Source organism: Burkholderia sp. RF2-non_BP3 (assembly GCF_001522185.1).
Classification (GTDB): domain Bacteria; phylum Pseudomonadota; class Gammaproteobacteria; order Burkholderiales; family Burkholderiaceae; genus Burkholderia; species Burkholderia diffusa.
In genome coordinates this window covers 350182-364092 of the sequence record NZ_LOSU01000033.1, presented here as the reverse complement: position 1 = coordinate 364092, position 13911 = coordinate 350182, and the positions used below count along the sequence as shown (strand labels likewise).

Annotated in this window: 12 protein-coding genes; 8 read left to right on the top strand and 4 right to left on the bottom strand. The window is 60.1% G+C overall.

The window, feature by feature from the left end; all coding sequences use genetic code 11:
* Positions 1-42: 42 nt before the first annotated feature.
* Positions 43-2175, top strand: a complete 2133-nt coding sequence (locus tag WS45_RS17985; RefSeq protein ID WP_059700933.1) for a polysaccharide deacetylase family protein — start codon at positions 43-45, stop codon at positions 2173-2175.
* 34 nt (positions 2176-2209) lie between these two features.
* The gene (locus WS45_RS17980) at positions 2210-3448 is read left to right on the top strand and encodes a S53 family peptidase (protein ID WP_059700932.1); all 1239 of its coding nucleotides are present in this window, start codon (positions 2210-2212) and stop codon (positions 3446-3448) included.
* A gap of 103 nt (positions 3449-3551) precedes the next feature.
* Here the strand turns inward: WS45_RS17980 and WS45_RS17975 are convergent, their stop codons facing one another.
* The gene (locus WS45_RS17975) at positions 3552-3845 is read right to left on the bottom strand and encodes a hypothetical protein (RefSeq protein ID WP_059690557.1); all 294 of its coding nucleotides are present in this window, start codon (positions 3843-3845) and stop codon (positions 3552-3554) included.
* A gap of 674 nt (positions 3846-4519) precedes the next feature.
* A complete protein-coding gene (locus WS45_RS33700) occupies positions 4520-4666 on the bottom strand; it encodes a DUF3096 domain-containing protein (RefSeq protein WP_081053095.1) in 147 nt (48 codons plus the stop codon).
* Between the two features lie 232 nt (positions 4667-4898).
* On the opposite strand from WS45_RS33700, the gene WS45_RS17970 reads away from it, so the two are divergent.
* Positions 4899-5075 (top strand): CsbD family protein, encoded by a 177-nt coding sequence (locus tag WS45_RS17970; protein WP_059536240.1) that lies wholly within the window; start codon positions 4899-4901, stop codon positions 5073-5075.
* 204 nt (positions 5076-5279) lie between these two features.
* Here WS45_RS17970 and WS45_RS17965 read toward each other — a convergent pair whose 3' ends face one another.
* Positions 5280-5531, bottom strand: a complete 252-nt coding sequence (locus tag WS45_RS17965; protein WP_059700931.1) for a hypothetical protein — start codon at positions 5529-5531, stop codon at positions 5280-5282.
* A gap of 513 nt (positions 5532-6044) precedes the next feature.
* Complete coding sequence (locus WS45_RS17960; RefSeq protein WP_156437213.1) at positions 6045-7673, bottom strand: hypothetical protein; 1629 nt, start codon at positions 7671-7673, stop codon at positions 6045-6047.
* 503 nt (positions 7674-8176) lie between these two features.
* Here WS45_RS17960 and WS45_RS35085 point away from each other — a divergent pair.
* The 5 genes from WS45_RS35085 (at position 8177) to WS45_RS17940 (ending at position 13890) form a co-directional block, all read left to right on the top strand.
* Positions 8177-8596: a hypothetical protein gene (locus WS45_RS35085; protein WP_156437211.1), complete on the top strand. Its 420-nt coding sequence runs from the start codon at positions 8177-8179 to the stop codon at positions 8594-8596.
* A gap of 176 nt (positions 8597-8772) precedes the next feature.
* Positions 8773-9426 (top strand): common pilus major fimbrillin subunit EcpA, encoded by a 654-nt coding sequence (locus WS45_RS17955; RefSeq protein ID WP_059536252.1) that lies wholly within the window; start codon positions 8773-8775, stop codon positions 9424-9426.
* Positions 9427-9538: 112 nt separating this feature from the next.
* Positions 9539-10246 (top strand): fimbria/pilus periplasmic chaperone, encoded by a 708-nt coding sequence (locus WS45_RS17950; RefSeq protein WP_059536256.1) that lies wholly within the window; start codon positions 9539-9541, stop codon positions 10244-10246.
* A gap of 52 nt (positions 10247-10298) precedes the next feature.
* A complete protein-coding gene (locus tag WS45_RS17945; protein ID WP_082721958.1) occupies positions 10299-12974 on the top strand; it encodes a TcfC E-set like domain-containing protein in 2676 nt (891 codons plus the stop codon).
* 178 nt (positions 12975-13152) lie between these two features.
* Positions 13153-13890 (top strand): hypothetical protein, encoded by a 738-nt coding sequence (locus WS45_RS17940; RefSeq protein ID WP_059700928.1) that lies wholly within the window; start codon positions 13153-13155, stop codon positions 13888-13890.
* Positions 13891-13911 lie beyond the last annotated feature (21 nt).

The following is a 13911-nucleotide window of genomic DNA, read 5'->3' as shown; positions in this document are numbered from 1 at the left end:
GTCGGGCATCGGCAGTCATCCCACCTCCGTCGGGAGAGAACAATGTTGGCCAAGTCAATTCGGACCCTACGGGCCCTTCTGATCGTCTTTTCCGTTTGCCTGATGACGTTCGCAGCCGGGCCGGCGAACGCGCTGTCGAACCAGTTGCTGTTGCTGCTGCCGGACAACTTTACGCTGCCGGATCCGCGTGTGTCCGCTTGGCTCGATTCGGCGGCGGAGGAGGGGTTGCAAATCTCGCTCATCAGCGACACGCAATTCAAGCAGGGCGGCACGTCGCTGCAGCAGTATCAGGGGCTCATCCTGCCGGACCAGGTGCATACGGTCGCCGACGATTCGCTCGTGACCGCTATCCAGAACTACGCGCTGAACGGCGGGCGCGTGATGCTCGTCTATGATTTCGGTGTGCTGAACGCGACTGGCTTTTATCCGGCCGGGCAATCGCGATTCAGCTCGATGGCCGGCGTCAACTATGTGCTCTACGATACGCTCGGCGGAAGCATGATCGGCCTCGGCCCCGTGACCGGGATGGGCAGCACGCTGCGCGCGCTGCAGGTTCCGCCCGGGAAGTCCATGACATGGTCCGGTTCGACGACGGCCGCGACGACGTTGGCTGCCACCACGTCGACTTCCTCGACCGGCTCGACGACGAATCAGCTGCTGTTCCTGCAGCCGAGCACATCGAACCCGGGCGGGCTTGCCGGGTACAACCATCAGACGTACTTCACGTACAAGATGGATAACGGGCGCATGACCGGGGTGCCGCTGAATCTTGGGCGCGTGTCGACGGGCGGCAAGGTCAGATCCGGATCGTATTCGCCGACATCGACCATGCTGTCGTCGGTATCGACCGCGGTGAGTGGCGCGACGTCGCTCGCGACTGCGACGCCGTCGGCGACGACGGACGTGCTCGAAGGCATTTCCGGCTACGTATACGGCTTCCTCACGTATCCGAGCTACGTCACGCAGGGCACGTATACCGGCACGACGCTGCTGACGTCGCCGAACTTCGGTCTCGTCGCCGGCTATCAGGCGTATGGAAACGGCGGCGTGATGTTCGTCAACCTGCCGCTCGCGTATCTCGACGGACAAACCGACAGCATGCCGATTCACGGCTTCCTGCGTTACTTCACGACGAACATCCTGTCGATGCCGCACCTGTCGCTGCAGCCGCGCGCGCAGGCCGGGATGGTCCTGAACTGGCACTTCTGCGCGGAAGATCAGATCCAGCCGGCGCAGTACCTGAAGAACTTCGGTATCTGGAACAGCGGCCCGTACTCGATCGTGATGACGGCCGGCCCGGACGACGTGACGATCGGCGACGGTCTCGGGATCAACCTGACGAACAATACGCAGGCAAAGCAACTGGTCGCGTTCCTGCTCAAGCGCGGGCACAAGATCGGCAGCCACGGCGGGTGGGCGCATGACTACTGGGGGGCGAACGCCAGTGAAACGAACGCGAGCACGTTCACGCAATATCTGGTGCTGAACCACAATGCGGTCCAGTCGGTGACGGGCAGGCCGGACGTCGAATGGGCGGCGCCGGAAGGCAATACGCCGACGTGGGCGGTGAACTGGCTCGAATCGAACGGCTATTCCGGTTACTACTTCACCGGCCATACCGGCAACGCGCAAACGCGGGCGTATCGCAATGGTTCGCTGCTGAATCCGGGCATCTGGGCGTTTCCGGTGATGCCGTTCGGCAAGTATGCGACGTTCGAGGAGTTCCAGGAGTTCGCGGTGCCGACGACGGATGTCCAGAACTGGTATCTGTCGCTGATGGACTTCGTCGTCGCGAACCGAACGAGCCGGCTGGTCTACATGCACCCGCTGGGCGCGTCATGGTATCCGAACGTCGTGACGACGTTTCTCAGCTACGCGGCGTCGCTCGCGACGACCGGCCAGTTCAAGTGGTTCACGATGGACCAGCTCACGCAGTTCGACCGGCGCCGTCTGCTGGTGAACTGGACGGCGACCGATACGGGAGCCAGCTGGACATTCAGCGCGACGCAGCCGACGAGCCTGCAGGACATGACCTGGCTGCTGCCGAAGAGCACGTATCAGTTGCCGAGCGTGAAAAGCGGGAGCGCGACGATCGTCACCACCGATCCGAACAACTGGCTGGTCATCGCGGGCACGGGCAAATCGCTGTCGTTTACGAGCGCGAAGGTGCACTGACGCACGTCAGCTCGTCTGCCAACGGGGGAGCATCATGAAGCGAGCTTCGTTCACGCGTGTGTTGCGCACGCTCGTCGTCGTATCGGCGAGCGTCGCGCTCACGCTCGGTGTGTCGTTCGCGCAGTCCGCGTCACGAGCGCCGCGCGCGTTTGCACGACCGCCGCTCCATCTCCACGGATCCGCGAAGCGGAACCCGGTCGGCCTGTCGCCGCAGCAGATCCGCCGTTTCTACGGGTTCGATCAATTGCCGGCGCGCGGCTATGGCGGCGACGATCAGGTCATCGCGATCGTCGATGCATACGACAATCCGAATGTCGAAGCGGATCTGAGATTGTTCAGCAGTACGTTCGGGTTGTCGCCGTGCGCGTCCCCGCGCTGTTTCACGAAGGTGTACGCGACACCGGACAAGCGGCCGCCGCCGCCCGATGCGCTGTGGGCGCTCGAGAGTTCGCTGGATGTGCAGTGGGCGCACGCGATCGCACCGAATGCGCGGATCGTGCTGGTCGAAGCCGCATCGAGTTCGCTGGATGACCTGATGAGCGCAATCGCGCTCGCGACGCGTCCTGCGCCGGGCGGCGTCGGCGCGAAGATCGTGTCGATCAGCTGGGGGACCGCCGAATTTCTGGCCGAGACGCAATACGACGGGCAGCTCGCCAGCGCGAACGGCGTGTCGTTCGTCGCTGCGTCCGGTGATGGCGGCAATGGCGTCGACTACCCGGCCGCGTCGCCGTACGTGTTGAGCGTCGGCGGCACGTCGATCGCGATCGATGCAAGCGGTGCCTACGCCGGCGAAACGGCGTGGGCCGGAAGCGGCGGCGGACAGAGCGCCGTCGAGCCGGAGCCGACGTATCAGTCGAACTTCGGGATGCCATCGGACACCCTCGGGCTGCGCGGCGTGCCCGACGTCGCTTACGAAAGCGACCCGGCGTCAGGCTTCGCGGTCTACGATTCGTACGGCTATGCGGGGCAACGCGGCTGGTTCGTCGTCGGCGGAACGAGCGCGGGCGCACCGCAATGGTCCGCTTTGGTCGCGATCGCAAACAGCTTGCGCATCGCGCGCGGCAAGACGACGCTGAACGCGGTGAGCGCGATTCAGAGCGTGCTTTACGGACTCGCGTCGAGTGCCTACGCGGCGAACTTCCACGATATCGTCAGCGGATCGAACGGCACATGCGGCACGCTTTGTACCACGTCGGTCGGGTACGACTACGTGACCGGCCTCGGGCGCCCGATCGCCGCCAATCTGATCCAGGCGCTTATGGCTGCGCCTTGACGTATATATGTTCGTGCTCCGAATAAATATGGCACGGCCCGTGCGCCACGTACGAGACTGTTGAGCAGGAGCGGTTCTCCTGGTATCTCGCGGCGAGTCTGCACTATTCACGATAGTCGTGTTCGCGCATGCGCTCGCGCTCGTGCTCCCGCCACGGGTCGTGTTCACGCGGATGACGATGCATCCACGCGTCGTGCTCCCAGTAGCGATGGCCGTCCCAGTAGCGGTCGCCGTGCATGCCGATTGTGATCGACACACCCGGCGCCGGGGCGGGCTCTTCGTACCGCGGTGGCGGTTCAACGTAGACTTGCGCGAAGGCCGCGCTGGCCGCGACGAGTGCGCTGCCTGCCACGAGTGTCGCCAGAATTCGGCGGTTTGAGAGTGTCATGGGCTTCATCGTGCTGTCCTCCATTCAGTGCCTGACAACGAGCACGATTCGTTCCCATACGGAGCGGCGGATGCTTCGATCGCTATTGCGATCACGCGGTCCGCGTCTCTTGTCAGCCGTGCCGATCCGATGATCGAACGCGCGATGTCATCATCGCTGCACGGCACGACATGTCTAATAATGTGAAGGAATGCATATCATGATGGCGAGAGGCGGAAGCGAAAGTGCACGCGGACGCGATTCACAATGCTATCGGGATGTGCGTTCAGATCCGACAAAGCAACACTTACATTGAATTGAAATGAAAACGGAGGAAAAGCGGTAAAAGTCTGACGTAGGGAGACTCGATGTGCGATCAAAAGAGTGAAAACCACCCATTCCCGCCGTGCCGATGTCGGGTCGAATATCGCTGCGCATCCGAAGGAGAGGCCCCCTTCAGCGCATTGCGAGAGGATGGGCCCTGCGGTATCACGGCCCCCGCATCACGCGGCCGGCGCAGGGGAGGCGAGTCATCTCATCAAGGAAGACGCGCGATGTCGTTGATCGATCATTCACTCATCCACATGCAGCCGGTATATGTATTGCTCATTGCACTGGCGGTGTTCGCCACCACCGGACCCACGCATGGCACCACGACGTAACTGATGCGCGTTCGTGAACGGCTATCTCGTGGTCATATCAATTCAATGGAGACGTCCTCCGAACAGGCCGAGCAGCCCGATGACGATCAGGTAGAGCGCAACGATGTAATTCAGGAGGCGGGGCACCACGAGGATGAGAATGCCGGCGATCAGCGAAACCAGCGGGCCGGCGCTAGTGAGCGTGTTCATGCTTCCTCCGCAAGATTGAAAACGAGTGGCCGCAGCCTGCTTTGCCTCCGGCACCCGTTACAGAGACGCGAGCCTGGCGAGCGTCAAGCTTTCGGCCATCAACTCGCTGTTGTCCACAAGCGCGAACGCTTCGACCCGCGCAATCGCCGTGCCTGGACCGACGTTTCATCGCGATTCCGCTTGGCGTGCCGGACCGCAGTTCGAGCATTCGTCGGTTTCAAGGAGCAATGTCATGAACAAGGATCAGATAAGAGGTCGCATCACGGAAGCAAAGGGAAAACTGAAGGAGATGGTTGGCAGGGTCGTGGGAAATCGAACAAGCAGACTGACGGGCAAGGCCGAACAGATCGTCGGCAAGACACAAGCATCATTCGGCGATGCAAAGGAGCGATTCAAGAAGCGGCAGTAGAGCCGGACGTAGAAGACACCGAACTGGCGGCCGCGCACGTCGACGTTCAGACTTTGTGGGGAAATCCGCAGATGAGCGAATTTGCTCTGATTGCGACCGGCGTTGTGTTTTGTAAGCGCCAGGCCCTCGTGTTCGAGGGCCTGCGTACTTCCCAGCGGGGACGGCGAATTTACCCGGACACTGCGCGCCCGCGCTTACGGAAAATTAATGATATTGGTACGGCGCGTAGTTCGCGGCCGCTCCGCCAAGGGTGTGCGTCAGCTGACAACGGGACATCAAATACTGGCGCTTTTCCCGAAGCTTCTGCGCCTTGATCCTGTCGCCGTATCTGCTCGCGATTTCGGCTTTGACTTCAAGTCTGTGCAGCTTCTTTTGATAGCCGTAGCTATTGCATTGGCCTGCGAAGGCGGGCGCGGCGAGCGCCATCAAGAGAAGAGACAGGGTTATTTTTTTCATTGTTCTGAACGGTCCCAAAAAATCTGAGTGAATGGTTCGCACGGAAGAAGTCGGGTTACCGGACCGACGCCTCCCACGCGAACCTATCGTCGTGGAATCGACTGATCGGAACAATCAGATATGTCTGAAAAAAAGTTAAAGATGGACAATGACAGGCTCGAGCGCTGGTGCAAACCGCGCGACGCGTCCGGATTTTTCAAGAAAGGGACGACTGCTATTCGATTAGACGGCTTCAAATCTGACAGGATCTTGACGTGTGGTGAAAAATTAGCACATCTACGAAAGATTTAACTTGGCAGAATCAAATTGCGAGGTGCTCCAGACGGCGATCGGGCGTCAGGGTCGGAAGCCGGTCATGCGGTTGCAGCGCCGCATATCGATCGCCGTTGGGGGCCTGAGACAGTCGCAGACGAAACCGTCACTCACCGTGCTGGCGAAGCGGTGCGGAATCGAAGGATTTATTTGCGCAATGTCAAATATTAGCGTGCGGAGCACTGCCAAGGCCGCAGTCGCTCAGAGCCAATCAGCACGGACACGCACTTCGCCGCTGGCCGAAACGGTACCAAACCAGGGCGTACCTGTCGTGTCGGTCGCCAGTTGCTTTGGATCGAGCGGGAAGCGCAGGTCCATATCGAGGGCCCCCTCGTACGCGAATGCGCCGCCGAGGGTCTCGCGCCACTTTAGCGTGGCGACGTCATACACGGTACCGGCGCAATTGTCCGGGCGATCGTCGAGCCCGGTGCCGTCATAAAAGCGGACGATTGACGGCACTGCAACCACCGTTGCCCCGCTTTGGTCGACGAATTTGCAACGTGGCCCGTCTGCGGTTTGCACACTGGGCGCGAGCACGTCTACCGACACCTTCGTCGCCTTCGACGCGCCGTACTGCCGGATCGTGAGCGGCACGACGATCTCGGGATCCTGGCCGATCGAACCGGAATATTTGCCCATCGCAGCGGGGTCGCGCTCGTCGATCGCGACGCCGAATGTAAGACGTTTCAGTTCCGTGTCATCGAAAAAGGACACTTGCATGTCGACGGCCGTTCCACCGGTAGTCTGCACGATCGCGCCGATGGCATCGTCGAGCGGTTTCGTCTCGGCGTCGCCCAGCAGCGAATCCAGCAGATTCGCCGATACCACCAACTTCGATGTGCCCAAGGCAGTCGCAGTGACCTTTGATACCTTCTGCCCGCTTGCCGTCATGAACCATATGTCGGACTGCTGAGAAGGTGGAACGACGAATGATACGTTCTCCATCGTGGCCGTGGCGTTGGTGGATATCGGGCATTCCATGTTGCCGTCCGTGATACGGCAGACGGGTGGAACCGATACGAGCATTTTGCCATTCGACACGCTGATGGTGCCGCTGATCGGTGACAGCTTGAACATATTGCTGGCGCTCGGCGTCACCGTCGTTCCATAAACGTACTCGTTGGCGTATCCACAAAGGCTCCAGGAATCTCCTTTTACCCACCAATCAGCAAGCTGCTTACCACGATCTCCATCGAGAAGGGGGGAGTAGAACATACGCGCACCGAACGTCATCGGTGACTGGTTTAGAAAGGCGTCCGCTACCATCTTTCTGGCGACCGGATCCTGCACTTGAGTACCCGGCCCGCGAACGAACTGCCCCAGCGAGTTCGCGGTTTGCTGCGTAAACATAAAAATTGACGCGATTTGCATGCCGTTGACGATGTAGTCCGCGCCGACACGATTCTGTGCGCTCTTGGCGGAAAAGGGAAGGTTGGGGAAGCGCACATCCTGGCTATCCGGAACAACGATCGAGCGCGATGCACCGCCCGCCGACACCCATGCGCTGACGGCGACGTCCGGGAAATAGTCCCAAGTGGTAGCCTCCTTGAAGATGATGGCCAACTGCGTCAGTTGGGGATTCGACTTGTGAATGCGCCCAACGAGTGCGCCCGTGGTGCCAGCGGGAATGTCGGGCAAATAAAGATAATCGCCCATCTCAATCACTATTGGCGCATAGGAATGACTGGAAGTGGTGGGAGCACGGCTGCACGTAATGGCAAGCGGGTCATCGGCCGCAGCATGGGCAGTGACAGCATGGCCGAGCGCCAGCACGCCGCTCAGGCAAAGGCGAATCCCGGCGCGTAGAAAAAGTGGTTTGAGATTTGACATTTAAATGGTGAGGCGAGGAATAGACACAGTCGGTGGAGTGCATATGACTTTTCGGCCGCCATTCCGGATTCAGGTCGACGGGCAACGCATGCTCGACATTGAGCGATGGAGCGGAGGGGGCTGCAATGAGGACCGGATAACCGAGTCGTTCCGTTAGTCACACGCAAGATGGCTTTCGTATGCTAATGGAGGGCCGCGCGATCAGAATATGAGAACCGTCCTAAATGCATCCCGCAGCGCAGATATCCGGGCAATTCCCACACGGCTTGCCGGTGGAGGCTCGGGAGGTCTCTGCGATCGCCGATGTCTCTTTGACAGGGAATGCACGAGGTGTATACCTACTGCGGTCACTCTGCTGGGGCGCCTGTCAAGATGTATCCGTCCGCGATCGAGCGCGAGGGCGGTGTGGATGTTCTCGCGCGGACTGCCGCGTCGCGTTCGTTCGCGCCCGGAAGTGAGCTGGCCGGCCGTTGTTTAATGCCCCGCGCCGGCGATAGTCGGCGATGGGCATCTCTGCTCGCTTAACGATCCGCCGAAACGGTGGACAGGCCGCGGACCTCACGCTGCATGCCGGCATCTTGTCTGCGCTCGCGCGACGCATGGTTGGACCGGTCAAGATGTATCGAACCAATCGCGGTATGGCCCATTCAGCGCATGTGAGAACTCAAGCAGACGTGATTGGGCACTGCATCGCGGGTGCGCCGCGAAACGCACCGGCAATTGTGGTCGTGATGCGCGTTGTCTTCGGTTCCGGCGCGCCCACCGGACCTGCGCGTCCAACCCATCTCATCCTCGGCAAACCTTCTTGCGCTGACCTTCTGCTCGCGGAGATCAATGCGCTTGGGCGCGACCGTCACTCATCAGCACGGGCGCTCTACGGAGTGAACCCGTGCCCGCTCGAAGCGGATCAAAGGACTTTTTAGGCCGATTCTTATATTTCATTTACCTTTCATTTGAAATAATTTGTTTCGCCGCCGTGATCTGGCAAATCCATTGAATCGGCGGTTGGTAGGACAGGTGGTCCAGAAGCATATCCCCGGGTATGGGGCTGTCGTCCGGTCATTCCAAGTCAATTGATGAAACCCTTTGAGAGATCGATATGAAGAAAACTGCAATCCGCCTCGCAGTGGCATCCGCACTCGCAGTCGCGTTCGCGGTTCCGGCCATCGCCGCAACCGTGGGCCCGGAAGAAGCCCGGGTGAAGTGGACGGCATCGGTTGTTAAGAAGTCCGACGTGACGCTGAGCGTCTTCGCTGAAGGTAGCACGACGCTCGATTTCGAGTGGAACCCGTCGAGCGAAGCATTCTCGACGCAGGACCGCACGCTGACCGTTCTCGCGGCGGGTTATGAAGGCGGCACGGGCTACAAGATCCAGGCACAACTCACGCAGAACACGTTGAATGCCGTTGCTGGTGGCGTGAAGGATTCGCTGAAGGTCGGCGTTGATCTCGGCGGCATCGAGCTGAGCCAAAACCTCACCGACATCCTGTCGGGCACGGGCGGTGACGCGGCGCCGTCGATCGCGGCAAATGGCCTGCAGAACATGAATCTGGCAAAGGTCGGCCCGAACAAGACGCCGAACGGTTCGTACCACCAAGCGAATGGCGTGCCGGTGAAATTCTCGATCGCGGAAGGCACCGACAAGGACGGCAACCCTCTGACTGGCGCGGGTCTGTCGGGCGTCTCCGATGGCCGATACAACGGCGACGTCGAAGTGCGTTTCGTCGCGAGCTGGGAAACGCCGAGCGCGTAAGTTTCGCCGAATGCCTGCATAGATTCGGTCGAAGCAGGCTTGACTCCGGCAATGCCGGATCTCGGGGTCCAGGGGTCCGGCATTTTCTTTTTCTTTTCTTTCGGAGGACACGATGAAGCCACTCAAACTTTTGGCGCTGGCGGCCGCGCTGATGGGCGCGCAGCACGCATCGGCGATCGGCATCGGATCGTTGACGACCGAAATGCAGGAAAACGAGTTCTACGTCGTCAAGCAGATCAAGAACGACGACTCGATAGCCAAATTCGTGTCGACGGAAGTCCAGGAGATTACCAATCCGCGGCAATTGACGGTGCTGCAGGAGCAGAAAAAAGATGTACTCATCTCGCCCGCGACGGTGTTTCTACCGCCGCATCGAACGGCGGACGTCAAAATCTACTACCAGGGCAAGCGTGACGACAAGGAGCGTTACTACCAGTTGTCGTTCGTTGAACAAGCCGTGTCGTCGCAAGCGAACATCAGTGATGGTGTCAGCTTGTCCGCAAAGCAGCGCATTCGGTTGAGCTCGATCCTCGTCGTTCGCCCACGCACGATCCACTTCAAATTCGAAAACGACGGCAATGGGCGCGTGAAGAACATCGGAAATACCTTCGTCCATGTCACGGCCACGGGGAAGTGCGAAGAAAAGGGAGCGACTGAACCGAAGGCGTGCAGCCGATCCACTTTCCTGCTTCCGGGTGAGTCGGGAGACATGCGCAAGGAAAAGGGCCTGGTATCCCTTCAAGGTATTGGCGTCTGGAAAGGCAGCGAATACCAGTATTTTCCGATGAATGCTGCGCCGTCGAAGGTCGTAGCAAAGTAAGCAAATCACGGTTTCGTTACGTGACTCAACAGAGATTCAATTTGGACTGCGAATGAAAAAGTCGACAATGACAGCGCTTAACGTCGCCATATCCCTAGCGGGAGGATGGGTGTCGTCGGCTGTGCTTGCGGCGGATCATTCGGTGATGTTCGATCGGGGCGCGCGGGAAGTCGAGAATCCCGACGCTGACCGGCGTCGCTACGCGTCTGCACACGCCGTCAATGTCGACGCGATCACGGCCTCGGAACACGCATCGGCGTCCGTGCCTGAGTCGAACACGGAACCGGGCAGCGACGCTCGCTTGTTGCATCCGGAGACTGCCGAGTACGCGCCTGATCCTGCGGGTGGTACACATGCCGATGGCACATTGGCTGCCGGTCAGTACACTTTCCCTGACAACCTGCTCGGTGCACTCGAGCAGGGTGTCGAAGTGCCCGTGCGGCTCAAGACCGACAGCGGTTCGGAGGAAGCGGGCCGTGCGACCGTCAAGTACGATGGTCGCACGCTGACGCTGGTCGACTTCAACCTCGCGAAGATCGCCATCACGGATGCCGCGAAGCAGAGGGTTGCGGATCACTACGGTAAGCCGCTGCGCGTGGTCGCGGAAACGTCGACCGCACGCCAGGACGCATCGGACGTCGAGCTGGAATTCAATCTGCGGACGTTCGAACTGGTCGCGGAACTGCCGAGGGATGCCTATGCAAGCGAAGGCGCGCCGCGCCTGCATATGCTGCCCGACAGTACCGAGAAGCATCCGAGCGGTGTGCTGAACTACGACATGTCGGTCGTGAAGAACGCCAGTGCCGATGCGAACGGCTACCTCCACGTGCAGTCGGTCAGTGCTATTGGTGTCAATCACGCGTATGTTGAAGGCGACATTCGCAGCGGCGACGATTTCAACCTGTATGAAGCGCGGCTGGAACGTGACTACCGCGGTGTAGCGATCACGGCCGGCTATCTGAGCACTTGGTCGATGAATGCGCTGGGACAGACGACGTTCCTTCCGGGCGGGCGCTTCCTTGGCGTCAGCGCGGGCACCGCGAGCCGCTCGGAGTTGAACGATGGCTCGCTGGCGCGCACGCCGATCTTCGCGTTCATGCCCGCATCGGGCGAAGTGCAGATCCACCGCGACGGCAAGCTGATCAATGTTCAGCATCTTCCCCTCGGCAACCAGGAAATCGATACACGTCAGTTGCCAGTCGGGAGTTATCCGATTCGCGTGGACGTCGTTGTCAACGGTCGCGTGGTGTCGTCCCGGAATGAGCAGGTTTACAAGCCGAGTAACGGCGGTACAGGTGCGGACACGCAGTATCAGTTCTATGTCGGCCAGTATGTTGCGAACAACGTCGGCGGACGTGGTTCGATCAGCCGGCAGCTCGTCGGCGCGAGCGGCAAGATGGCGACTCGGCTCGGTACGTTTCACGGTAGTGCCTATTATTTTGACGGCCTGGCCGCCGCCGAACTGCGTTATCAGCGGAGTTTCAAGTACGGTAACGTCGGAATCGACACGGGAGCGACGAGCGACGGCGGATTGCGCCTGAATGCGAATGCCGCGGCTAACATTGGGCCGGTCGGCGCATGGGCGAACTACATGTTGACGACCGGCAGCACCGCGAAGAACGGCGTATACAATCAGCGCACACTGAGTTTCGGCTCGAACGTTAGTGTTTCGCGAATGTTCGGTTGGGCCAACAACGCGACGCTCAACGTGAGCGGTAGCGTATACCAAGGCGGCGGTCAGGACTATCGAATCGACTGGAGCCAGGACATTTACGCGAACAAATGGATGCGCGTGATGCTCAATGGCGGCCAGATGTTCAGCAGGAATACCGGCGGCATGGGCCGTAAGTGGAACAACGCGTTCTACGTCGGCCTGAATGCGACGTTCTCGTTCGGCGACGCGGGCATCGACTATTCGCGTTCGCTCGATACCGAGCAGATCGGTGCGCACGTCGGCTGGCGGCCGGAGCGTATTGTTGGCGTCGACTATCTGTCGGCAGGGGTCAACCGCTCGCGTTCACTGTCGAGCGATTATGGCAACCCGACGAGCACCCAGGCGCATCTGGGCGCGCAGGGCCACAACCGCTGGTTCGGTTGGCAGGGCAACGTGAACATCGACGACACAGGCGATGCCAGCGGCACGGCCGCGATGCAAGGCAGTGTCGGGTGGAACACGCGCGGCATCGGGTTCAACAGCAAGAAGGGCGAAAGCGGTGTGATCGTCGGCGTGGACAAGTCGGCGCGGGGCAACCTCGAGATGGTGTCCACGAACGGGGCATTGGCGCTCGATTCGCGTTCCACGTTCGTTCCACTGACGGGATACCGCGAACACCGCGTGAAGATTCGCACGCGTCGTGACACGCCGGAAAATTTCGATATCCAGGAAGGCGACGCCAAGCTCGTGCTGTATCCCGGCAACGTCGCGTCGATGACGCCGAAGGTCCGCCGGCTGGTAACGGTGTTCGGCGTGCTGACCGAGAACGGCTTGGTGAAGCCGAACACGGAAATTCGCAACCACATCGGCAAGGCTACGACCGCGGCCGACGGCGGTTTCGTGATCGACGTCGATACCGCCTATCCGGTCATTCAATACGAGACCGATGCCGGCGGAACGTGCGAGATCGACGTTGACCTCAGCAAGGCACAAGGCGCGCTCTGGGTTGATCAGGTCGAATGCAAACCAAAAAGCGTGGCCGATGCGGGTCCGGTTCGGCGCCGCGAAGGCTGATGCCGAAGCAAAAGAAGGAGGTATGTCCATGTGCGCGGCCGACGTAGTCGGTCGCGCATCCATTTTTGTCGGGTAACGCGCGATGCCGGGCCGACTGGCTGAATTGAAGCGGGTGAGATACGCATGCGCGGACCAGTAACCAGTGAGGAATCGATTGAGGCAATTAGCAGCGTTCGTGATGTTGGCCTGGTCCTGCACCGCGCAGGCATTGTCCGTTGGCGACATGACCTATTTCATGGGGTCCGGGAAAGACTATCTCGTTCGCGAGGTCGTGAACGACAGCGACCAGACGCGCGTGTACGGCGTGTCAGTGGAGGAAAGCGCTCCACCGTATGGCGACGTCGCGACCTGGAAGCCCAAAGGCGGCGACTTGATGTACGCGCCGAAGCAACTCGTGTTGCGCCCGAACATGAGTGGCTGGTTGCGTCTCTATTTCAAAGGTGTCAGTGACGACTCGCCACGCTATTTTCGCGTAACGTTCCGGGAGGAGCGCGCTGTTTCGATCGATACGGATGCAGTCAAGGTGAAACCGCGTCTGGAGTTGCAGACAATTCTAGTCGTGCAGCCCAGGTCGCCAAGGCAGGCTTATCGGGTCGACGGGACGGCATTCGTTAATACAGGAAACACGGTCATGCTAGCAACCGCGCATGGCGAATGTACGCTTTCGACCGTTTGCATGCGAGACCGCTATTTGTCGCCTGGCGAATCGCTCGATCTGGTCGGGCTGAGTCCAGTTGGCAGCCCAGTCAGGGTCGTCTTGGCAAACGGGACGGACACGCATGAAGTAGAAGTGGTGCCGGTGAATCAATTTGACCGTGTCGTCTCATTCGCAAATCGGCCTTCCACTGTTCTCCCGGACGGGTTCACTGGCCCCCAATACGATGCTCGAGCTAAACCTAACGAAGTCGAGCAGTGAGCGCCGGCCTTTGGCATCAGC